Source organism: Sediminibacterium sp. GW821-FHT12F12 (genome assembly GCF_058806635.1).
On sequence record NZ_JBXAPW010000005.1, the window covers coordinates 60,623 to 82,288 of the forward strand.

19 protein-coding genes are annotated in these 21,666 nt (G+C 45.6%); 10 read left to right on the plus strand and 9 right to left on the minus strand.

The genetic code is table 11. The features are described 5' to 3' along the window. Nucleotides 1-29 precede the first annotated feature (29 nt). On the minus strand, nt 30-2,633 hold the full coding sequence (gene clpB, locus AC1RNB_RS09230; protein ID WP_493082386.1) for an ATP-dependent chaperone ClpB: 2,604 nt from the start codon (nt 2,631-2,633) through the stop codon (nt 30-32). 248 nt (nt 2,634-2,881) lie between these two features. On the opposite strand from clpB, the gene AC1RNB_RS09235 reads away from it, so the two are divergent. Both AC1RNB_RS09235 and queG read left to right on the plus strand, forming a co-directional pair. After that, nucleotides 2,882-3,934, plus strand: coding sequence for a serine hydrolase domain-containing protein (locus AC1RNB_RS09235; RefSeq protein ID WP_493082387.1), 1,053 nt, complete (start codon nt 2,882-2,884; stop codon nt 3,932-3,934). Nucleotides 3,935-3,961: 27 nt separating this feature from the next. Beyond that, entirely contained in the window at nt 3,962-4,891 is a 930-nt protein-coding gene (gene queG / locus AC1RNB_RS09240; RefSeq protein ID WP_493082388.1) for a tRNA epoxyqueuosine(34) reductase QueG, read from the plus strand. Nucleotides 4,892-4,936: 45 nt separating this feature from the next. Here the strand turns inward: queG and AC1RNB_RS09245 are convergent, their stop codons facing one another. From AC1RNB_RS09245 to AC1RNB_RS09260, 4 genes are read right to left on the minus strand one after another with little or no spacing between them, the layout of a single operon-like run. Continuing rightward, nucleotides 4,937-5,530, minus strand: coding sequence for a hypothetical protein (locus AC1RNB_RS09245; RefSeq protein ID WP_493082389.1), 594 nt, complete (start codon nt 5,528-5,530; stop codon nt 4,937-4,939). A gap of 2 nt (nt 5,531-5,532) precedes the next feature. Continuing rightward, nucleotides 5,533-6,777: an LVIVD repeat-containing protein gene (locus AC1RNB_RS09250; RefSeq protein WP_493082390.1), complete on the minus strand. Its 1,245-nt coding sequence runs from the start codon at nt 6,775-6,777 to the stop codon at nt 5,533-5,535. Nucleotides 6,778-6,822: 45 nt separating this feature from the next. Beyond that, nucleotides 6,823-8,193 carry a hypothetical protein gene (locus tag AC1RNB_RS09255; protein WP_493082391.1) on the minus strand — a complete coding sequence of 457 codons (1,371 nt, stop codon included), beginning with the start codon at nt 8,191-8,193 and terminating at the stop codon, nt 6,823-6,825. After that, nucleotides 8,183-8,767 carry an RNA polymerase sigma factor gene (locus tag AC1RNB_RS09260; protein ID WP_493082392.1) on the minus strand — a complete coding sequence of 195 codons (585 nt, stop codon included), beginning with the start codon at nt 8,765-8,767 and terminating at the stop codon, nt 8,183-8,185. Before AC1RNB_RS09260 ends, AC1RNB_RS09255 begins: the two co-directional genes overlap by 11 nt. 85 nt (nt 8,768-8,852) lie before the next feature. Here AC1RNB_RS09260 and bioA point away from each other — a divergent pair, with 85 nt between their 5' ends. Next, complete coding sequence (gene bioA / locus AC1RNB_RS09265) at nt 8,853-10,124, plus strand: adenosylmethionine--8-amino-7-oxononanoate transaminase (protein WP_493082393.1); 1,272 nt, start codon at nt 8,853-8,855, stop codon at nt 10,122-10,124. Nucleotides 10,125-10,127: 3 nt separating this feature from the next. Here the strand turns inward: bioA and AC1RNB_RS09270 are convergent, their stop codons facing one another. Then, nucleotides 10,128-10,616 (minus strand): SRPBCC family protein, encoded by a 489-nt coding sequence (locus AC1RNB_RS09270; protein ID WP_493082394.1) that lies wholly within the window; start codon nt 10,614-10,616, stop codon nt 10,128-10,130. A gap of 3 nt (nt 10,617-10,619) precedes the next feature. Further along, on the minus strand, nt 10,620-11,726 hold the full coding sequence (locus tag AC1RNB_RS09275) for an ABC transporter permease (RefSeq protein ID WP_493082395.1): 1,107 nt from the start codon (nt 11,724-11,726) through the stop codon (nt 10,620-10,622). Between the two features lie 112 nt (nt 11,727-11,838). Between AC1RNB_RS09275 and AC1RNB_RS09280 the strand changes: the two genes are divergently transcribed. Both AC1RNB_RS09280 and AC1RNB_RS09285 read left to right on the plus strand, forming a co-directional pair. Beyond that, the gene (locus tag AC1RNB_RS09280; protein ID WP_493082396.1) at nt 11,839-12,279 is read left to right on the plus strand and encodes an Xre family toxin-antitoxin system antitoxin; all 441 of its coding nucleotides are present in this window, start codon (nt 11,839-11,841) and stop codon (nt 12,277-12,279) included. Continuing rightward, nucleotides 12,276-12,740 carry an RES family NAD+ phosphorylase gene (locus AC1RNB_RS09285; protein ID WP_493082397.1) on the plus strand — a complete coding sequence of 155 codons (465 nt, stop codon included), beginning with the start codon at nt 12,276-12,278 and terminating at the stop codon, nt 12,738-12,740. Before AC1RNB_RS09280 ends, AC1RNB_RS09285 begins: the two co-directional genes overlap by 4 nt. Here the strand turns inward: AC1RNB_RS09285 and sppA are convergent. Then, nucleotides 12,737-14,494, minus strand: a complete 1,758-nt coding sequence (sppA, locus tag AC1RNB_RS09290; protein ID WP_493082398.1) for a signal peptide peptidase SppA — start codon at nt 14,492-14,494, stop codon at nt 12,737-12,739. The two genes, AC1RNB_RS09285 and sppA, sit on opposite strands and share 4 nt — an antisense overlap. 61 nt (nt 14,495-14,555) lie before the next feature. Between sppA and folK the strand changes: the two genes are divergently transcribed. The 4 genes from folK (at nt 14,556) to AC1RNB_RS09310 (ending at nt 17,991) form a co-directional block, all read left to right on the plus strand. Continuing rightward, complete coding sequence (folK, locus tag AC1RNB_RS09295) at nt 14,556-15,050, plus strand: 2-amino-4-hydroxy-6-hydroxymethyldihydropteridine diphosphokinase (RefSeq protein ID WP_493082399.1); 495 nt, start codon at nt 14,556-14,558, stop codon at nt 15,048-15,050. Between the two features lie 37 nt (nt 15,051-15,087). Further along, complete coding sequence (locus tag AC1RNB_RS09300; protein WP_493082400.1) at nt 15,088-15,720, plus strand: deoxynucleoside kinase; 633 nt, start codon at nt 15,088-15,090, stop codon at nt 15,718-15,720. Between the two features lie 82 nt (nt 15,721-15,802). Next, nucleotides 15,803-17,050 (plus strand): MFS transporter, encoded by a 1,248-nt coding sequence (locus AC1RNB_RS09305; RefSeq protein WP_493082401.1) that lies wholly within the window; start codon nt 15,803-15,805, stop codon nt 17,048-17,050. A gap of 44 nt (nt 17,051-17,094) precedes the next feature. Then, nucleotides 17,095-17,991, plus strand: coding sequence for an MBL fold metallo-hydrolase (locus AC1RNB_RS09310; RefSeq protein WP_493082402.1), 897 nt, complete (start codon nt 17,095-17,097; stop codon nt 17,989-17,991). Here the strand turns inward: AC1RNB_RS09310 and AC1RNB_RS09315 are convergent. Further along, nucleotides 17,978-18,463 carry a YkgJ family cysteine cluster protein gene (locus AC1RNB_RS09315; protein WP_493082403.1) on the minus strand — a complete coding sequence of 162 codons (486 nt, stop codon included), beginning with the start codon at nt 18,461-18,463 and terminating at the stop codon, nt 17,978-17,980. The genes AC1RNB_RS09310 and AC1RNB_RS09315 overlap by 14 nt on opposite strands. A gap of 255 nt (nt 18,464-18,718) precedes the next feature. Between AC1RNB_RS09315 and gcvP the strand changes: the two genes are divergently transcribed. Continuing rightward, nucleotides 18,719-21,595, plus strand: coding sequence for an aminomethyl-transferring glycine dehydrogenase (gcvP, locus tag AC1RNB_RS09320; protein ID WP_493082404.1), 2,877 nt, complete (start codon nt 18,719-18,721; stop codon nt 21,593-21,595). Nucleotides 21,596-21,666 lie beyond the last annotated feature (71 nt).

A 21,666-nucleotide genomic window follows, 5' to 3' on the forward strand; every position in this document is an offset into this window, starting at 1 on the left:
CCGGCTTTTACTACATTTATTGTTTCTGCTTATTTATCCTCCTCATTTCTGAACACCACAATTCCATCAAACACATCTACCAAAACAGGCATTGTTTTATCAATATCACCGGCCAGTATTTTCTTACTCAGTGCATTGATGATCTGTTTCTGGATCAGTCGTTTCAGCGGTCTTGCTCCAAACTGGGGGTCATAACCCTGTTCCGAAAGAAATTCGAGCAGGTAATCACTGAAGTGAAGCGTGATGCCGTTATCGGCTACCAGCTTCTTCAATCCCTCCAATTGGATTTTCACGATGCCCATGATCTGTTTCTTCATCAGCGGACTGAACATAATGATCTCATCTACCCGGTTCAGAAACTCCGGCCGGATGGTCTGGCGCAGCAGGTTCATCACTTCTACTTTAGCAGATTCAGTTACTTCTTCCACATTGTTCTCAGTCACTTTTTCAAAAGCATCCTGGATCAGGTGACTACCGATATTGCTGGTCATGATAATGATGGTATTCTTGAAATTCACCACCCTACCCTTGTTATCGGTCAGGCGACCATCATCCAATACCTGTAGTAACACGTTCCATACATCGGGGTGCGCTTTTTCGATCTCATCGAGCAGCACCACACTATAAGGTTTACGGCGAACAGATTCGGTTAATTGCCCGCCCTCATCATATCCCACATATCCCGGAGGCGCACCAACCAGCCGGGAAACCGTATGTTTCTCCTGGTATTCACTCATATCTATCCGGGTCATCATACTCTCATCATCGAACAGGTATTCTGCCAACGCTTTGGCCAGCTCCGTTTTACCCACACCCGTGGTTCCCAGAAAAATGAAAGAACCGATCGGCTTTTTAGGATCCTGCAAACCAGCGCGGCTTCTGCGGATGGCATCTGCTACGGCAGTAATGGCTTCTTCCTGGCCTACCACCCTGTTATGCAGCTCCTCTTCCAGGTGCAGTAATTTTTCCCTTTCACTCTGCAGCATTTTTGCTACCGGTATCCCAGTGGCTTTGGCCACGTTTTCTGCAATATCTTCTGCGTCTACTTCTTCTTTCAGCAAACGTTTATCGGTAGAACTGTTGATCTGCGCCGTTACTTCTGCAATCAGGGTCTCCTGCTCTTTCACTTTACCATACCTGATCTCCGCTACTTTTCCATATTCCCCGTTCCGCTCAGCCTGTTCTGCCTGCTGTTTCAGATCTTCAATAGTGGCTTTGGCGGTCTGTACTTTTTCTACCAGTTCTTTTTCCTGTTTCCATTTCGATTTCAGGGTATCACGCTCTACCATCAGGGTACTGATGTCTATGTTCAGTTCTTTCAGTTTGGTCTCATCATTCTCCCGTTTAATGGCTTCCCGTTCGATCTCCAGCTGGCGGATCTGTCTTTCCAGTTTATCCAGTTCTTCCGGCATCGAGTTCATTTCCAGCCGTAGCTTGGCAGCACTCTCATCAATCAGGTCAATCGCCTTATCCGGCAAAAAACGGTCGGTCATATAACGGCTCGATAATTCCACCGCCGCAATAATCGCTTCGTCTTTGATGCGCACATGGTGATGGGTTTCGTACCTGTCTTTCAATCCGCGCAAAATAGAGATCGCATCTTCCATCGAAGGTTCATCGATCATTACTTTCTGAAAACGGCGTTCAAGTGCTTTGTCTTTTTCAAAATATTTCTGGTATTCATTCAGCGTAGTGGCACCAATGGCTCTCAGTTCTCCTCTTGCCAGGGCCGGTTTCAGAATATTGGCCGCATCCATGGCACCCTCGCCGCCACCGGCACCGATCAGGGTATGAATTTCATCAATGAAAAGGATGATCTCCCCATCGCTCGTAGCCACTTCTTTCACCACCCCTTTCAAACGCTCTTCAAATTCTCCCTTGTATTTGGCACCCGCAATCAGTTGCCCCATATCCAGCGCAAAAATGGTTTTCGAACGCAGGTTATCCGGCACATCGCCGTTAATGATCCGCATAGCAAGCCCTTCCACAATGGCGGTTTTACCCACACCGGGTTCACCCACCAGTATCGGGTTGTTTTTACTTCTGCGGGTTAAAATATGCAGGGTTCTGCGGATCTCTTCATCGCGACCGATCACCGGATCCAGTTTACCCTGCCTGGCCATTTCATTCAGGTTCTTGGCAAACTTATTCAGCATATTCAGCTGGGTTTCCTGGGTCTGCGATTGAATCTTATCTCCTTTCCGCAGATCTTTAATGGCCGTGATCAGTCCTTTTTCCGTAAGGCCGTTCGCTTTCAGCGTTTTGGCCGTATCATCGTTTACCTGCAGCAAAGCCAGCAATAAATGCTCGGTGCTGATAAATTCGTCTTTGAATTCTTTCAGGGTACTGTTAGCCTTCAGAAAAACGGTATTCAGGTCGCGGCTGATATTCTGGGCAGGTTCGCCAGACTGGATTTTGGGTAATTTGGCAATACTTTCATCCACCTTGCTTTCGGTAAAACTCACGTTCACATTGTTCCTTTTCAGCAAGAACTCTACCGGACTGTCCTTATCTGCCAACAGGGCCTTTAACAGGTGGTTGGTTTCAATATTGGGGTTGCCATTATTGAACGCTACCTGTTGGGCTGCCTGGATGGTTTCCTGGGCTTTAATGGTATAATTGTTCAGGTTCATATAGGGGGCTGTTTGTTTATTGGTTTATTCGTTTATTTGATTTATCGGTAGTTTTTGTTAGCCGGCAGGGAGGTCAGTGTTGGGCTTTCATTGCGTCGCACTCTTCTGCGTTCTATTCTTTGGGCAGCATAGGATGTTAAAAATGGTTCTATACAGCCAAAGTTTGGGATTACAGTGATAACTACCTTTTTTTCAAATAACTTTAAACCTTATTGCAAATCATAATCCAAGTAATAAATCCGGTAATTATGTCTGTAAAATCTCAAACTATCTGCGGTAAAGTCAGTGCTGTATTCATTTTCCTGTTATTCTTTCAGGTGGCCCTTGCCCAACCCGATTTTTCGGAGGTCGACCGTAAACTGGAAGCCTCCAAAAAAGAACTGGGTGGCAATGTGGTGGCCCTTATTTACAAGGATGGCAAACTGGTTTACCAGAAAGCCATGGGTACCGATTTTAATGCCAAAACACAGGCACCAATAGCAAGTTGCAGTAAATGGCTGACAGCAGCCCTTGTAATGAGTTTTGTGGATCAGGGTAAATTATCGCTGGATGATAAAGTGAGTAAATACCTTCCGGTTTTCACTAAGTATTCCAAAGGATATATAACTATTAAAGACTGCCTCGCGCATCTAACCGGGATAGAATCAGAACCCATCCGGATGTTAAGCCTGCTTGGTCGGAAAAAATATGCTTCACTCGAAGAAGAGGTTAACGATTTTGCCTCCAAAAAAGATATTATGGCCAACCCCGGCCTCGAGTTCCGTTACAGCAATATCGGACTGAACATTGCCGGTCGGGTACTGGAAGTGTTAACCCGCAGAAGTTTTGAACAGTTAATGCAGGAACATATTACCCGTCCGCTGATGATGCGTAATACCAGTTTCTCCAGCTTTAATGCGGTAAACCCTTCCGGCGGTGCCATTTCTACCGCCAGTGATTATATGAACTTTCTATCCATGATCCTGAACAAAGGCATGTTTAACGGTAAACGGATCCTGAGCGAAAAAGCTATAACCGACATGCAAACGGTTCGAACAACTCCGGCCATGATCAAATATGCACCCAAAGCCGCCGAGGGCTATAACTATGGTTTCGGTGCCTGGGTACTGCAGGCCGATGAAAACGGACAGGCACAGGTACTGGCCAGTCCGGGTTTATTCGGTACCTGGCCCATGGTAGATTTTTGCCGGGGGTATGCCTGTATCTTTTTTACCAAAGGCGGGCTGGGAGAAGAACGAAAAGAGATCTTTATGGATATGAAACAATCCATCGATACGCAGTTGTCATCTGCCTGTAAATAACTTTACCGTCAAATTGTACCTGAGCTCTTGTCCAACCAGACCAAGCATACCCATATCATCAAACATACAGCCCAACAGCTGGGTTTTTTCTATTGCGGTATTGCCAAAGCAGAAAAACTGGATGAAGATGCCCGCCGGCTCGAAGCCTGGTTGCAGCAGGGTATGCATGGCAGCATGCAATACATGGAAAATCATTTCGACCTCCGTGTAGATCCCCGCAAACTGGTACCTGGCGCCAGATCAGTGATTACATTATTGCAGAATTATTATCCGTCACAGCAACAGAAAACAGGAACCCCGCATATCGCCAAATACGCTTTCGGAAAAGATTACCATGAAGTGATCAGGACCAAACTGCATCAATTCCTCGCCAGCATTAACCAATCCATTGGAGAAATACAGGGTCGTGGTTTTGTAGACTCCGCCCCGGTGCTGGAAAGAACCTGGGCGGTAAAAAGCGGAGCCGGGTGGATCGGTCGCAACGGAAACCTCATCAATAAACAAAGCGGTTCCTTTTATTTTATTGCTACCCTGATCGTAGATCTGGAACTTCAGTACGATGATCCGCTGGTCAAAGATTATTGCGGTAGTTGCCATAAATGTATAGATGCCTGCCCCACAGATGCCATCAAAGAAAACAAAGTGATCGATGGCAGTAAATGTATCAGCTATTTTACCATCGAACTGAAAGATGCCTTGATACCGGAGAACATGAAGGGCAAATTCAACAACTGGTTATTCGGATGTGATGTGTGCCAGGATGTTTGTCCGTGGAACCGGTTCAGCAAGCCCAACACCGAATTACAGTTTACCCCCATCCCCGAAATCCTGAACCTCTCTACCAAAGAATGGGAGGAATTAAGTGAAGACGCTTTTGCGCGCATCTTTAAAGAATCACCTATCAAACGAAGTAAATACAAGGGAATCCAGCGCAATCTTACCTTTCTGCAATCCTGACTGAAAACAGGGATATCTCCCTCCCCCAGAGAGATATCCCATTGCCTATAAACGACAACCTATTTTCAGTACTAACCGGTTAAAAGTGTAGGCCAATTTCCGTTCGGTTTTAGTAACACGGTCGTAGGGCGGAAAATCGGGGTAGATTACTTCGTCATAAAACTCAGCCATGGTTTTGGTTGAGTATCCGAGGCTGATCCAGACCCCTTTATTTTTGGTATACCAACCGGTATAGCCTATCCCCAACTCCCGGTACATGCCGCTCTGGAAACGGGAGGTAGTATTACCAAACCAGGAGCTATAAACATTTTCGCGGTAATCAGATGACAATGGCCAGGCGATATTGGCACCCAATTGCAGATAGGCAAACAAAGGAGTTTCTTTTCTGCCGAAGTCTTTTTTCAGCTCAACAAAAAGTGGTGCAGATCTGATCTTATAATAATCCACACCGGCGCCAATACCATAACTCCATGTCCTGGTTTTCATACCGCCGGATAACACCACTTGTGCACTCACCGCATGATCCCCGTTCAGCAATCCTACCTGTGGTGTAATATATAGAGTTGATGGCTGGTTGGTTTTTTGCGAATAGCTATAATTAGCCAGCAGCAGGGCCGACAGCAGGCAGATCTTTTTCATGGTTATTTGTTTTCCGTTTTCAGGATCCTGTTAAGTATACGGGGCTGTGCAGGATTGGTGTAATCAATGGTATATACCCCATCTTTAGCCACAACAAAAGCGGTTCCGTTCATCGCAATCACATCATAGGTATCGATACCCGGAACACGCCCCAGCAGGTTTACTGCTGCGGGATGGGTTGCATCCATGATTTTCAATCCTTCTTTTCCATCACAGATCAACAGGAATTTGCCGTCTTTGGCCAATCCGGCGGGTGCAGATAAACTATACGACTTAACCAGTTGCGGACTCGTAAGCTGGTTAATATCTATCACATCCAACTGGTTGTTAAAGCCCCCGCAAAAACTGCCGGAACGTAATGTCACGTAGGCATAACGCCCATCGGCTATCACCGGATCGCAGGAGCGGCTATGCATAAACTGACCCAACTTAACCGGTTGGTCCGGATTACCGGCATCATAAATAAACATCCCTGTTTGCGAGCCTATAAAAAGTTTGTCTGTATAAGGGAATATGGTTTCAATATTCCCATTCTGCAGATCCACCGCCTTCACAAACAAAGGTTTATCCTCCCTTGTTACATTAAATACTTTCAGATCATCGGAACTTACTGTATATAACCGTTGATTGAGCTGCGCAAACCTGGCCATAGAACCGCTGATTCCCAGCCCCGCACCGGTTGCGGTCATTACAGCAGACGAAGCGGAAAAAAGCATCCAATCTCTTCTGGGGCTATAATCAACCGTCTCACTAAACCGATGACTGACCACGGTATCCACACGTACCCATTGCCGGATCACTTTTGTTGTATCAGCCACAAAATTATTGTAGAACCGGTGAGGAAACACGCCCGGCAGGTCTTGTTTTACTGTTATCTGTAAAGGGTTGGTGATATCCAGCACTTCCAGATCTGTATAACAGTCTGCATACAGGTGGTTTCCATTGATCGCCATATCTATACAACCGGGAATATGGATAAACGCGATATTTTTTAATTGTGCAGGATTACTGATATCAATTACGTGTATTCCTTTATCAAGATCATTCAGGTAGAGAATATTATCTTTAATTACCAGCTTACCGGGATTTTGTAACAGTTCTGGGGCACTGCTTTTAATATTGGTCTTTACCGTTTCTTTGGTGGCATATACCGGCCTGAAAAAGGTATAATGTTCATCTATCCGGTCTTTGGTGCAGGATAGCGCAAACAGTGATAACAGCAGCGGGGCGAAAAAATATTTTTTCATAACTGACATTTATTCCCTGACACGGCAGGTACAAACGTCGTTGCATCATTTCCCTTTTTTACCCAAAACTATTCTTGCTCTGAGGGCTGAACGAAATAGATGTTGATCGGCACTGCCCTGATCTGTATACGGCGATTGTATAAACCAGGTTATCTGTGGCCCCAGGAATAAAAAAGGCTGTTTGCCAAAACCGAATTCAACACCGGTAGAGAGATTCCATTGCAGGGTTCTTAACAAAGATCGGTTGGTAAAAAGAACTCCTCTTCCATTATCATAATGCAAAGCATTGCTACCCAGCAAGGCAGATAGACCCAGGCCCAGCTCCCACCTTAATTGCAGTGATTTACCCAGAGAATATTTTGCATAACCCGATACCGCAGCCTGTGCAAATTGAAACCGGTTTACATAAGGCACACTATCGGTACTGATATAATAAAACCGCTGATCAGCAGCAGAAGTGGAAAAAGAAGATTGCAGCGAACTATCTACTCTTGTGCCCACGCCTGTTTTTGAATGATAGGTTTCATATCCCAATGAAATCCCCACCCCATATCTTTTTGATAGTTGTTTATCAGCCCACAAAGCAATTCCGTAAGACCCTGCATCCTGCAGAGAAGGAACCCTATATGTATTGTTTCCTCCTGGCAATCCACCAGCGGAAGGATTAGAGATAGAAGATTGATAGGCCAGTGTTTGCCCCGGAAGTTTACGCATACCACTGATACCACCCGCAACAGCCAGGCTAAGCTGCCAGCGTTTTTTTACAGCAGCCTTTTCTTTTATTTGAGCAGTCATCTCTTTACTAACTGTATCTGATGTCAATGTTGTTTTCGCAGCAGGTGCGATAACACTGTCAGACAGCTCTTCTTTGTGAACTGGAGTAACAGGATCAGTTACAGCATTCATATTATCCGCCTTACTCACTATCGCATCTGCAACAGTAATGGAGCTGTTGGTATTGGTTTCTCCGGTGATCTTTTTTGTAGTGTCTGCTAAAACCGGAAGAACTTGCTTAACCGGTTTTCTATCCGTTACTTTTTTGTAAAAAGTGGCTGCTGTTTCAGTTTTGTCATGAATAATACCGGGCTGTTCCTTATTTTCCTTATCATGAAAAGTTATCACATTGTTACTAGCTGGTTGTGTTGCCCTCCCTTCTTTTTTGGGTAAAGCCGAATCCCTTCCTGAAACTATGTTAGCCCGAAGTTCTTCCTTATTCAGCTCGGCCTCCCGCATGTTATACCATACTGCTGAGAGCAATAAGATTCCCAGTCCGGCAAAAACAAACCAGATCAGTCCCCGTCTTTTTTTCTTACGGGTAAGATCGGCCTCCAGTTTTTCCCATACAGCCACACCAGGTCTGATGAGCAGACCGGCCATCTCTTCCCGAACCTGTTCCTCAAATGATCTATCCGCCATATTGCGATTTTATATTGTTACCGGATTTGTTTTCCAGCCAGTTAATCAACAAGGCCCTGGCTCTGGCATATTGCGAGCGACTGGTTGCTTCTTTGATACCCAGCATTTGCCCGATTTCTGCATGCGTGTACCCCTCCACTGCATAGAGGTTAAAAATGGTTTGATAACCTGTGGGCAGTTGCGTAATCAGTTGCAGTAAATCTTTGGTATTCAGCGTAATATCGGGCGTATCCCGTTCTACGGGGTGCAGGTAGGTATCTTCAAAGGCCAAGTCCAGTTGGTATTGCGGCTTCCGTTTCAGGTAATTCAGGGCAGAAGTAACCATGATCCTTCGGATCCAGGCACCCAGTTCCCCCTCCTGCCGGTACTGGTGCAGGTTGCGAAATACCTTGATAAAGCCGATCTGCAGTACTTCCTCCGCATCGTTCAGGTTTTTGGTATACCGGAAACATACCCCCAGCATCCGCTCAGCATACAGTTCATATAACTGTTTCTGGGCGACCAGTTTGTTCTTCAGGCAGTCTTTTACCAGTTGTTGCTCATTCACCATAGCCAGTGTTCCCTTCCCTGACACAGACAGGTGAACAATCGTTGCACCTTTTAAAAAATGTTTCCGTTTCTCCCTCTCCCTGCAAAAAAATCAGGATTACATTTGCCCCATGAATTTAGCAGCAAGAGACAGGCAGGTAATCTGGCATCCCTTCACCCAGCAAAAGAATATGCCCAGCCCTGTGCCGATTGTAAAAGGAGCAGGAACTATTTTATATGCCGAAGACGGCAGTAGTTATATTGATGCCATCAGCAGTTGGTGGGTTACACTTCATGGACATGCACATCCCTATATAGCAGAAAAATTATACCAGCAGGCATTACAGCTGGAGCAGGTAATCTTTGCCGGCTTTACACACGAACCGGCAGTGGGGTTGGCAGAAAGATTGTTACCCATTTTGCCGGGAAATATGAGCCGGATCTTTTACAGCGATAACGGCTCTACCTCTACCGAAGTGGCCCTCAAAATGGCTGTTCAGTACTGGTGGAACCAGGGCCAGCAGCAACGTAAAAAAATTCTGGCTTTCCGCAACGCCTATCATGGAGACACATTCGGGGCCATGAGCGTGAGCGACCGGAGTGTTTTTACCCTGGCTTTTCACGACCTGCTTTTTGAAGTGATCTTTATCGACACACCTACCCCGGAAAATATCAACGACAGCCAGAAGATCATCCGGGAATACGGAGCAGAGATCGCCGCTTTTATTTACGAACCACTGGTGCAGGGTGCAGGCGGAATGAAAATGTATGCCCCCAACCTGATGGACGAATTACTGCGCACGGCAAAACAATCAGGTATCATTTGTATAGCAGATGAAGTGATGACAGGTTTTGGCCGTACCGGCCGTTTATTTGCCTGTCAGCACCTCACCGAACAACCGGATATTATCTGCCTGAGCAAAGGTTTAACCGGAGGTACCATGACATTGGGTATTACTGCCTGTAACAACCGGATTTACGAGGCATTTGTGCAGGATGATAAATACAAGACTTTTTTTCATGGCCATTCTTTTACAGCCAATCCGCTGGCCTGCACCGCCGCTTTGGCCAGTTTAGATCTGCTGGAAAAAGAGAGCTGCCGGGAGAAAATAAACTGGATCAGCCATTCGAATGAAAAATTTGCAGCTACCCTGAACACCTATCCACATATCAAAGATGTGCGGCATCTGGGAACCCTGCTCGCTTTTGAGATCATTCAGGGAAAAGATGAGTACCTGAACAGCATCAGTGCAGTTATCACACAGAAAGCAATGGAGCAGGGTGTTTATATCAGGCCCCTGGGCAATACCGTTTACCTTATGCCACCCTATTGTATCACAGAAACCGAGTTGGAAAAAGTGTATACGGTACTGTTGTCTATACTGGCAACCATTACCGGCTGATGTTTATTGTTCAGACAAGGTCTTGAGATTCTGCAGATTTTTCTCCATCATCGTACCCAGAATTTTGTCGTTCATCATTGAGCCAAACCGCTCCCAGGGATACCAGGATAGTTTCTGCTCAAACTGCCATTGCACGATAACCTGTCCGTGAGAAGCGGTTTGAATTACCCGGATGGTGCTGGTTTGCAGGCTTCCTTTGGGAGATAACCAGGTAGATACTACGGAAGAATCTGTAATATTAGTTAATGCCACTTTTGTCCCTGCCAGGTCTGCTTTTAGCGGCGATTCAATGGTGACAGAAGATTGTTGCATTCCATCTATCCAGCTTTTCCATTGATGGATATCGGTTAGATAGGGTCGTACAGAATCGGCAGGTGCCATCACATCTACTGCTCTCGAAACAAGCACATTTGCCGGCAGCAGGATGCCTATAAAGGAAGCAATCGCAAAAAGCGATAACACGCTAAAAAAAACCAGTCTGATCAGTTTCATGATTTATTCCCACTTAAAAGTTTTAAAAACTACCGCATATACCACCACGGTCCAGATTCCCAGGATACCCAATTCTTTCCAGCAGCTGAACAAGCTGGCTCCTTCAAAAGCGATATTCCGCATGGCAGTATTGAAATGAGTTAACGGTAAAATGCGGCAGATGGGTTGTAACCAGGATGGGAAGGCTTCTATCGAAAAAAAAGTGCCCGCCAGCAGAAACTGCGGCAAAGTAATCAGGTTGGCAAAAGGTGGAATGGTACTCTCACTTTTAGCCACACTGCTTACAATAAACCCAAATCCCATAAAAAGGATCAAGGCGATAAAACTCAGTACCATAATCTCAAGGAAGGTCTGCAAACCATGCACCAGCGTAAATTTGAACAAAAAATGTCCAACACCGATCACAATGATGGATGTGAGCATCTGAAACAATACCCGGCTAATGGCTTCTCCCAATACGATATAGGATCGTTTGATAGGCGTGGCATAAAAACGTTTTAATACCAATTGCTGTCGCAGATTAAAGAACAGGAATGCCACACCAAATACACCAGAGCTTAACAGGGAGAATCCCAATTGACCCGGAAGGATAAAATCGATGGTACGGTAAATGCGGCCGGGGATCTTTTTCACCGTATTACTAACAATAGCAATGGTAGGTGCATTGGCATAGGTTTGTTGATTAATGCCTGAAATAACGGCATTCAGGATGGATTGCAACACCTGTATATTCTGTGGACTCACCGCTTCCGAACTAACGAGGTTGATGGTATAGGGTGGGTTGGCAAGACCGGATTTCCGGATATCAATCACGGCCGTGATCCTTCCTTTTTCCAGGTCTTCCTGTATTTCCTTATCCGGTTTACTCACCAGTTTGATGCCGGCAATATTTTTAAGGGCCGCATACACCGGGTTGGCCGTATCTGTATGTTTATCAAACGCTACATTCAGGGATACCCTTCCACCATTACCGATAAATCCAAAAACAAGAATGAAAATCAGGGGAAAAGCGATACTGAATATAACCGCAGAAGGACTACGGAAAATAGCCCGCAAACTACCCCTGGTAATGGCCAGCATGGCCCTGTACTGGCTATAAGTACCTTTCATAAAGCATTCATTGTGTGAACAAATCTATCCCATTATTTGCCTATTGGAAAAAAAAGAGAAAAATGGGGAAGTATCAGACAAATGTCGTATAATTGTATGACATTTGACGGATATGGCGAAAATACAGAAATATACGGCCCCTAAAAATAAACCCGCCCGGCTGGAAGAACCTGACCTGGCCTACCAACCGGTAAAAAAACAGGTGCTGGTAGCCGATTATACGTATAAGAAACTGAAAAAAATTGCCGATCTCGTACCTTTTACACAAGCCGAGTGGGCCAATATGCTGCACCTCTCTGAAAGAACCCTGCAGCGTTATGCAAAGAACAATTCTTCCTTCGATGGTATCCATACAGACCGGATCCTGCTGTTACAGGAAATGATTCAAACAGGTCTCGCAACCTTTACAGATGCACAGGCTCTGTACCGCTGGTTAAAAAAGGAGAAAAATGTAATGGGCCAAACACTCAATTTTGAATCGCTCTATTCAGACAGAGGGATTCAGGAGATCATTGACCAGCTTACCCGTATTCAACAAGGTGTTTACGCATGATCCTATACCGTTTTGCCCATCAAAAATTTGCAAAGGATCTGTCGGGTACCGGTGCCCGTTTAAAAGGTGGCAGGTGGAACCCTCCGGGGATTCCGGTGATCTATACCAGTGAAAGCATCTCCCTCGCCTTACTGGAAGTTCTGGCCAACGCCCAAACACTGGAAGACCTACAGATGATCCAACTCATGGAAATTGAAGTGCCTATGCAAACCCATTATCATGAGATCCCACTGCAGGAACTTAAAAAGAACTGGTACCGTGACTTTGATTATACGCAGTGGCTGGGAAAAGAGATCTTGCAATTACCGAAAACCCTTTTGTGCCGTTGCCCTTCTGCCATTGTACACCGGGAACATAATTACCTGCTGAACCCGCTCCACCCCGATTTTAAAAAAGTAAAACTGGGTAATACCGCCGATTTTTATTTTGACGAGAGATTATTCCGGCAACAAACTGTTTAATGAATCGACACAGAAAAAGGTAATCTTGCCTGTGGGGTTCCCACCATTTGTTTCACTTTTTTCAACTCCTGTAAAGCCCTTAACTGTCGCTCTCCGATTTCTTCTTTGATCAGATTGGTTTTGATGGCTTTTTTATAACTGCTCATCACCTGCTCCAGCAAGGTTTTTCTTTCGGGGTATTCTTTCAGTTTATATTCTTTTACATCAGCCATTTTTGCAGCAGAAACAATGGCATCCTGTAAGGTGCCGATCCTGTCTACCAGCCCTATTTCCCGGCCACGGGTACCCGTCCACACCCTTCCCTGGGCAATGCTGTCAATATATGCCATCTCTTTTTTTCTTCCTTCAGCTACTCTTGTTTTAAAAGTATGATAGATAGAATCTGTGGCTGACTGGAAAAACCGCTTTTCAGCTTCATTCAGGGGTCTGTCGCCACCACCCATATCTGCGAAAGGGGCCGTTTTAACGCCGTCGAAAGTGATCCCAAGTTTATTTTTAAAAAAGGACTGAAAATTAGGAATGATACTGAACACACCAATAGAGCCGGTAATGGTATTCGCATTGGCAAAAACGGAATCGGCATTACAGGCAATATAGTAACCACCGGAAGCAGCCAGATCACCCATACTTACCACCACAGGTTTTTCTTTGCGGGCCAGGGTTATTTCGCGCCAGATCACATCACTGGCGAGTGAACTGCCCCCGGGAGAATTGACCCGGAAAACAATCGCTTTTACTTCATTATCCAGCCTGGCTTTGCGGATCAGTGCCCTGAAAGCATCACTTCCCACCTGGCCGTTATCACCATTTCCGGAAACAATATCCCCATCCGCATAAATCAATGCAATTTTATTACTGCTGTATTCTCCTTTAAAATCCACTGCTTTGGCATAGTCACCAAAAGTCACAAAATTGATTTTCTCCCGAAAGCTGATATGCAAATGGTCCTGGATCTCTCTTTTTACTTCATCATCATACTTCAATCCATCCACCAGGTCATATTGTAAAGCATCATGAGCGGTTTGTATGCTTCCCTGCACCGCCAGCGCTCTGAGTTGGGCCGTATCCAGTTTGCGGGCAAGCGCTGCTGTATGCAGGAAGTCGGTGTACAGATCGCCCAGCCATACGGAGGTTTGTAAACGGTTGGCAGCCGTCATTTGTGTTTCGCGGAGTGGCTCAGTGGCGCTTTTAAATTTACCCGCATAAAAGATCTGCGGCTGGATCTCCAGTTTATCCAGCATGCCTTTCAGAAAAAGCAGGTTCGTAGAAAATCCGGTCCATTCCAATCCCCCCTGCGGATGACAATAAATTTTATCTGCTGCATTACCCACATAGTAACCTTTCTGCGAAATGGCTTCACCATATGCAATCAGAAACTTTTTGCTGGTCTTGAAATCAACCAGTGCCTTGCGGAGTTCTTCGCCGGCGGCATACCCATTGTTATTATTTCCGCATAAAATATAGATCCCTTTGATGGCTGAATCGGATTTGGCATGCTGTATCATCCGCACCATATCGTATAAAGACGGAGCCTCATGATCTACCCCATTCACCAGCGCATCAAGGGGATTTTCCTGTGTTTGCTCTTTGAATTCACCGGAAAGATCCAGCACCAGTACAGCATCTCTTCCTACAACCGGTTTATCGGCTGAAGTAGCACTGGCAATAAATCCCAGTAGTATAAAAAATCCGATAACGGTAAAAATGATCAGTGCCAGAAAAGAAGCAAAGAACGTTTTAAAGAAACCCTGCATAACTTTGTATTAAATAGTAATGAATTTAAAGATATTTGAACCGGTAAATCTGATCCCAATTATGAATACAGCTTATTTGCTGATAGGCGGCAATCTTGGTAACCGATCTGCTTATCTGCAGGAAGCCATTCACGAAATTGAACAATCCTGTGGCAATATCGTTCATTCTTCGGCTATTTACGAAACTGCGGCCTGGGGATTAACGGATCAGCCCAGTTTTTATAACCAGGCACTGGTTGTTCAGACCAATCTGGCCCCCGAAGAGCTGATGCTGCAATTATTGCGGATCGAAGAAAAAATGGGCCGGAAAAGAACCATCAAACTGGGGCCGAGGATCATTGACCTGGATATTTTACTGATAGACGGGCTCGTTATGGCAACCGGGTTATTAACATTACCGCACCCTGCCCTCCCCGACAGGAAATTTGCCCTTTTACCCCTGAACGAGATAGCCCCGGCACTGGTACACCCTGTTTTACACAAAACCATTCAGCAATTACTGGAGGAATGTACCGACGAATTGAATGTGCAAAAAAAATCCCCCACCGCTATCTGATGGCGGTTAATTTTGACCATCATCGAGGAATCTATTCATGAAGCATCACTTTATCACTGTTGAGGGAAATATCGGCGTTGGCAAAACCACGTTAACGCATTTATTAGCCAAACATTTTAATGCCAGATTAATACTCGAAGAGTTTGCAGACAATCCTTTCCTGCCAAAATTCTACGAGAAACCAGACCAGTACGCTTTCCCGCTTGAGTTGTTTTTTATGGCGGAACGATATAAGCAGTTAAAAGAAATGGTACACACGAAAGACCTTTTTCAGAGTGTCACGATTTCTGATTATCTCTTCACCAAATGTTTACTGTTTGCCAAAGTAAACCTGCCCGAAGAAGAATTCAGGCTGTACCAGAAATTATTCGACATCATTCACCAGCAACTCACCTTTCCTGATATATTGATCTACCTGCATGCGCCGGTGCAAAAGCTGCAGGCCAATATCAAAAAACGGAACCGCAGTTACGAACAGAGCATTCCTGATGAATACCTCTTCAATATCCAGGAAACCTATACCAGTTATATCAAACACCATAATATCAAGACCATTTTCATAGACGCCAGTAATGCGGATTTCCTGGGCAACGAAAAACACCTGCAGATCGTGATCGATGCCCTTGATAAGGACTATGAAGATGGCCAACATTATTTCAGCTTACCGTAGTAAATTGGTTGACTATTGAACAGGAGTAGTTCCGCAATAAAGCATTTCTATTCACCATTCACAACAGGCTCTTCGATAAACAATGACAGAAACCCAGCAGAAACACGACCCCTTTGCCGCTATGCGGATCCCGGAATACCGGCACCTGATGATGGGGCGTTTTCTCTTTATTATGGGGCTGCGCATGATGGGTACCCTGGTGGGCTGGTGGATCTACGAACTTACCAATGAACCCTTTGCTATTGGCCTCATCGGCTTATCGGAAGTGATCCCGGCGGTATCTCTTTCCTTATATGCAGGTCATGTGATTGATATCAGCGAAAAAAGAAAATTATTGCTCAAAGGAGTGTCCCTCTATTTATTCTGTGCACTGCTGCTGCTGGGATTATCCACAAAATACACTTCAACACAGATCAGTAACCACTGGATCGCATTCAGTATTTATGTGATCATTTTCTTTACCGGTGTATTCCGCTCATTTACGGGCCCGAGTTTTGGAACCATGGTGGCATCCATCGTACCCAAATCTATCCTGCAGAATGCTACCACCTGGAACCAGGGTATCTGGTTATCGGCATCGGTAACCGGGCATGCAACAGTGGGTTTTCTCATTGCCGGCTTGGGCAATACCGGATCATTGGCGATCATTTGTGTGCTGGTCAGCTTCGGACTGGCATTCATGTACCAGTTAAAACCCAAACCACCCCTGAATGAACCCGGTGAGAAAAAAACATTGGACAGTGTGAAAGAGGGATTGAATTTTGTTTTTAAAACCAAAGAAGTATTAGGCGCTCTTTCTCTCGATCTGTTTGCAGTATTGTTCGGCGGTGCCGTAGCCATGATCCCGGTTTTTGCCAAAGACATATTAAAAACCGGCCCTATCGGCTTTGGCTGGTTAAATGCAGCTTCAGACATCGGTTCCATCCTCATCATTGTGATACTTACCATCTCTCCTATGCGTCGCGGACAAGGTAAAAAACTGCTTTTATCCGTGGCCGGATTTGGTGCATGCATCATCATCTTCGCCCTTTCAAAGATCTTCTGGTTGTCGTTTGCGGTACTATTACTCAGCGGTATTCTGGACGGTATCAGTGTAGTGGTGAGAGGAACCATCCTTCAATTAAAAACGCCCGACAATATGCGGGGCCGTGTCATGAGCGTGAACTCCATGTTCATCAACAGCAGCAATGAACTGGGACAGTTTGAAAGTGGCGTGGCCGCCAAACTGATGGGCGTCATCCCATCCGTCGTATTTGGCGGCTGTATGACCTTATTGGTAGTAGCAGGCACCTGGATCAAAGCCCCCAGCCTGCGGAAAATGGAATACTAAATTTACCTATCTTAGTAACCCGTTTTACCCTCAAACCAATATTCATGCAACGTCGTTCCTTTCTGCGTAATACCGGATTAACAGCCGGCTTACTGGCACTTACTCCGAAAGATATGTTTGCTGCTTTTTTACAGCAGCCCGCTTATAAGATCAAAATGCTGCGCGGAGATGTGGGCATTTTTACCGAAAGAGGCGGCACCATCGGATTCTACCAATCTGCTGATGGATATGCGGTGGTAGATTCCCAGTTCCCCGATCCGGCCAAACACCTGATTGATGAATTGAAGAAGCAAAAAGAAATGCCTTTCAAATTCCTCATCAATACCCACCACCACGGAGATCATACAGGTGGTAATATTTCCTTTAAAGACATTGCCGAACACGTGGTAGGACATGAAAACTGCCTCGCCAATTACAGGCGTGTGGCAGAACAGGCCAAATCAACCGACAAACAATTGTTCCAGGATATCACTTTTGATAAAAGCTGGAAACAGAAAATCGGCAAGGAAAAAATCCGGGCTTATTATTTCGGTGCCGGACATACCAACGGCGATGCCATCATCCATTTCGAGAATGCCAATATTGCCCATACCGGCGACCTGCTGTTTAACCAGGTCTCTCCTTTTATAGACCGCTCTGCCGGTGCCAATATCCAAAGCTGGGTGCAGGTAATGCAGAAAGCACAAAAAACATTTAACAAAGACACCCTTTTTGTTTTTGGCCATGCCGCAGACCCTGAAAAGATCACCGGTTCCTTAAGCGATCTGGCGGCATTTGAAGATTACCTGAAAAGACTGCTCGATTTTGTAGACAGCCAGATCAAAGCCGGTAAAAGCAAAGAGGAGATCATCAAAGCCAAAGAAATACCCGGCATCAGTTGGAAAAACAGCGGTGCAGAAAGAAGCCTCACGGCTGCTTATGAAGAGCTTACTTCAAAGTAGTCATCAGTTTCTCCAACACAAAATATACTGCCGGACAAAAAGTAGAATTTTTTAATGTAATAGCGGGCCGTTTGAGCAACACATCTTCATCTGTATAGGGGAAGCGGTGACAATCAGACGGCCTTGCTTCGTATATATCACAGTAATTATCTGCTCCCAGAAACGGGCAGGGTTTGCTTTTGGTCACATAATCACCTTCCTGGTCCAGGTAGAGATAGGTTTCAATAAAATCCCCTTCTTTCATACCCAGGTATTTGCTGATCCGTTTGATATCCGGTGTTTTGAAACGGGGCGAATAATTTTTGCAGCAATTGGCACAGCTAAGGCAATCGATCTCCTCAAAAGCCGCTTCATGCAGGTCGGGCAGCAATTTCAGTACCTTATTTTTATCGGCCCGCTGCAGGAACTGCTTATACAGTTTCTGGTGTTCACCACTCCGTTTTTCCCAGTTGTCCATTTTAACGTCACTCATAATACACAATATCAATTGAAACAGCAGGCAGAAACAGCCCGGTTCTCCTGCAAGATTAGCAGGATTTACCCGTTTTTCCGAATAATCCTCCCCACTGACCACTCACTTCTCACTACAATCCACCCCCTATCCCCAAGTTCAACAAAAGCTTTATTATACTCTGATATCCACTTACCTTTGCGGCGATTTAGTTCTTTGCCTGCTTTCGGGGTCCCCTGTAAAGCGACAAAATCACCTCAAACTACAGACTATCGTATGAACTTATTTGAACAGCAATCCACAGAATTTCAGGGCAGGCACATCGGACCCAACAGTGCAGACACGCAACAGATGTTAGCGACCATCGGAGCAGGTACTTTAGACGAATTGATCGGTAAAACAGTGCCGGATTCGATCCGCATCAAAGGAGATCTGAATATCCCTTCTGCTGTTAGTGAGTTTACCTACCTCACAGAGCTCAAGAAAGTAGCTGCCAAAAATAAATTATATAAAAATTATATAGGTCAGGGTTATTACGGCACTATCACACCAAGTGTGATTTTACGTAACATTTTTGAAAACCCGGGATGGTATACCCAATACACTCCTTATCAGGCCGAAATTTCACAGGGTCGTTTGGAAAGTCTGTTGAATTTCCAGACCATGGTATCCGACCTTACAGGACTGCCCATCGCCAACGCATCGCTGCTGGATGAAGCTACTGCTGCTGCCGAAGCCATGGCCATGATCTTTCACCATGTAAACAAAACGGATGTAATTAGTAAACCCAAACTGTTTGTAGACAATGCCGTATACCCCCAAACCAAAGATGTGCTGGTTACCCGTGCACAACCAATTGGTGTAGAACTGGTGTATGGAGATTACAAAACCGCCCAACTGGATAACACTTATTTTGGTGCCATTGTACAATACCCGAACGATAACGGATCAGTAGAAGATTACCGCAGTTTCATCAACAGTGTACACGCTATTGAAGGACTGGTGATCATGGCTACCGATCTGCTGGCATTAACTTTATTAACATCTCCCGGTGAGCTGGGAGCTGATATCGCCCTTGGATCTGCCCAGCGTTTTGGTGTGCCTATGGGCTTTGGCGGACCACACGCCGCGTTTTTCGCTACCAAAGATGATTTTAAAAGAGGAATGCCCGGCCGCCTGATCGGTGTGAGTATTGACGCACAGGGCAACCGTGCACTGCGTATGGCCCTGCAAACCCGCGAACAGCATATCAAACGCGAAAAAGCTACTTCCAATATCTGTACCGCGCAGGCTTTACTGGCCAATATGGCCGCCATGTATACCGTATACCACGGACCGGATGGATTGAAAAAAATCGCAACCCGCGTACATACACTGGCACAGGCTGTAGCAGGGGGATTAGGAAAACTGGGTATTTCACAGGCTAACAATGCCTATTTCGATACTTTACATATCACCGGATTAAAGGCTGAATCGGTAAAAACGATGGCTGAAAAATACCATGCCAATTTCCGCTATTTTGCCGATGGCAGTATTGGTATCAGTCTGGATGAAACCAGTTCCGTAGAAGATGCCAACAGCATCCTGAAAATATTTGAAGCACTGACGGAGAAAAGTACCGGACACCAATTGTCGGCTACTTCTCTTTCATTTGCTCAGTATCAGATACCAGCCGACCTGCAGCGCAGCTCTGCTTATTTAACCCATCCGGTATTCAACACGCACCGCAGCGAAAGCCAGATGATGCGTTATATCAAATCACTGGAGAACAAAGACCTTTCTCTTAATACCAGCATGATCAGTTTAGGAAGCTGTACCATGAAACTGAATGCCGCTTCGGAAATGATCCCGGTGAGCTGGCCAGAGTTTGGTGGCTTGCATCCTTTTGTACCTGCCGATCAAACCGAAGGTTACCAGCAGATTATTGAAGAACTGAACAGCTATCTCTGCGAGATCACCGGTTTTACAGCCTGCAGCCTGCAGCCTAACAGCGGCGCGCAGGGAGAATATGCGGGTCTGCTTACCATCCGTTCTTACCACCAGGCAAGAAAAGAAGATCACCGTAATGTGGTATTGATCCCGATCAGCGCCCACGGCACCAACCCTGCCAGCGCGGTGATGTGCGGATTCAAAGTGGTGGTGGTAAAATGTGATGATGCCGGTAATATTGATGTAGCCGATCTGCAGGCCAAAGCGGAACAATACAAAGACACACTGGGTGCTTTAATGGTTACCTACCCTTCCACACACGGTGTGTTTGAAGAAACCATCCGTAATATTTGCCAGGTTATCCATGACAATGGTGGTTTGGTGTACATGGACGGTGCCAATATGAATGCACAGGTAGGATTAACCAGCCCGGGAATGATCGGTGCCGATGTTTGCCACCTGAACCTGCACAAAACCTTCGCTATCCCGCACGGTGGTGGCGGTCCCGGCATGGGCCCTATCTGCGTGAACGATAAACTGGCTCCTTATTTACCCGGCCACCCGGCATTAAATAGTACCGGTTCGGTTAGCGCTGCTCCTTATGGTTCTGCGAGCATCCTGCTGATCAGTTATGGGTATATCAAAATGCTGGGAGCAGTTGGTCTGCGTCAGTCCACAGAATATGCGATCCTGAATGCCAATTACATGAAGGCAAGACTGGAGAAATATTACAAGATACTGTATACCGGTACCAACGGTACCTGTGCGCATGAGTTCATTGTAGATCTGCGTCCGTTTAAACAGAGTGTGGGTGTTGAGGCAGAAGATGTGGCCAAACGTTTGATCGACTATGGTTTCCATGCGCCTACCATGAGTTTCCCGGTAGCGGGTACCATCATGATCGAGCCTACCGAAAGTGAAGACAAGGCTGAACTGGATCGTTTCTGTGATGCCCTCATTTCTATTTATGAAGAGATCAAAGCCATTGAAGACGGTAAAGCCGATAAAGTGGATAATGCCTTAAAAAATGCGCCACATATACAAGCTGTGATCTGTGCCGATGAGTGGAAACATGCTTACTCACGCAAAGAAGCCGCTTTCCCGCTGTACTATGTTACCCAGAACAAATTCTGGCCCAGCGTAGCACGGGTAAACAATACCCATGGAGACAGAAACCTGATCTGTACCTGCGAGCCGGTTTCTTCGTACATGGAAAATGCCTAAGGAATAACGAATATCGAATATCGAATATCGAACAAGGAACGTCGAAGTAGAGTGAATCGCTACTTCGACAT

What these genes read in the sequence shown, in the direction of transcription:
- AC1RNB_RS09250 (WP_493082390.1), bottom strand. Translation starts at nt 6,777, where the DNA reads ATGAAAAAATATTTTTTCGCCCCGCTGCTGTTATCACTGTTTGCGCTA.
- AC1RNB_RS09255 (WP_493082391.1), bottom strand. Translation starts at nt 8,193, where the DNA reads ATGGCGGATAGATCATTTGAGGAACAGGTTCGGGAAGAGATGGCCGGT.
- AC1RNB_RS09300 (WP_493082400.1), top strand. Translation starts at nt 15,088, where the DNA reads ATGAAGCATCACTTTATCACTGTTGAGGGAAATATCGGCGTTGGCAAA.
- gcvP (WP_493082404.1), top strand. Translation starts at nt 18,719, where the DNA reads ATGAACTTATTTGAACAGCAATCCACAGAATTTCAGGGCAGGCACATC.
- AC1RNB_RS09305 (WP_493082401.1), top strand. Translation starts at nt 15,803, where the DNA reads ATGACAGAAACCCAGCAGAAACACGACCCCTTTGCCGCTATGCGGATC.
- AC1RNB_RS09270 (WP_493082394.1), bottom strand. Translation starts at nt 10,616, where the DNA reads ATGAAACTGATCAGACTGGTTTTTTTTAGCGTGTTATCGCTTTTTGCG.
- bioA (WP_493082393.1), top strand. Translation starts at nt 8,853, where the DNA reads ATGAATTTAGCAGCAAGAGACAGGCAGGTAATCTGGCATCCCTTCACC.
- AC1RNB_RS09235 (WP_493082387.1), top strand. Translation starts at nt 2,882, where the DNA reads ATGTCTGTAAAATCTCAAACTATCTGCGGTAAAGTCAGTGCTGTATTC.
- AC1RNB_RS09280 (WP_493082396.1), top strand. Translation starts at nt 11,839, where the DNA reads ATGGCGAAAATACAGAAATATACGGCCCCTAAAAATAAACCCGCCCGG.
- AC1RNB_RS09315 (WP_493082403.1), bottom strand. Translation starts at nt 18,463, where the DNA reads ATGAGTGACGTTAAAATGGACAACTGGGAAAAACGGAGTGGTGAACAC.
- AC1RNB_RS09310 (WP_493082402.1), top strand. Translation starts at nt 17,095, where the DNA reads ATGCAACGTCGTTCCTTTCTGCGTAATACCGGATTAACAGCCGGCTTA.
- clpB (WP_493082386.1), bottom strand. Translation starts at nt 2,633, where the DNA reads ATGAACCTGAACAATTATACCATTAAAGCCCAGGAAACCATCCAGGCA.
- AC1RNB_RS09275 (WP_493082395.1), bottom strand. Translation starts at nt 11,726, where the DNA reads ATGAAAGGTACTTATAGCCAGTACAGGGCCATGCTGGCCATTACCAGG.
- sppA (WP_493082398.1), bottom strand. Translation starts at nt 14,494, where the DNA reads ATGCAGGGTTTCTTTAAAACGTTCTTTGCTTCTTTTCTGGCACTGATC.
- AC1RNB_RS09245 (WP_493082389.1), bottom strand. Translation starts at nt 5,530, where the DNA reads ATGAAAAAGATCTGCCTGCTGTCGGCCCTGCTGCTGGCTAATTATAGC.
- AC1RNB_RS09285 (WP_493082397.1), top strand. Translation starts at nt 12,276, where the DNA reads ATGATCCTATACCGTTTTGCCCATCAAAAATTTGCAAAGGATCTGTCG.
- folK (WP_493082399.1), top strand. Translation starts at nt 14,556, where the DNA reads ATGAATACAGCTTATTTGCTGATAGGCGGCAATCTTGGTAACCGATCT.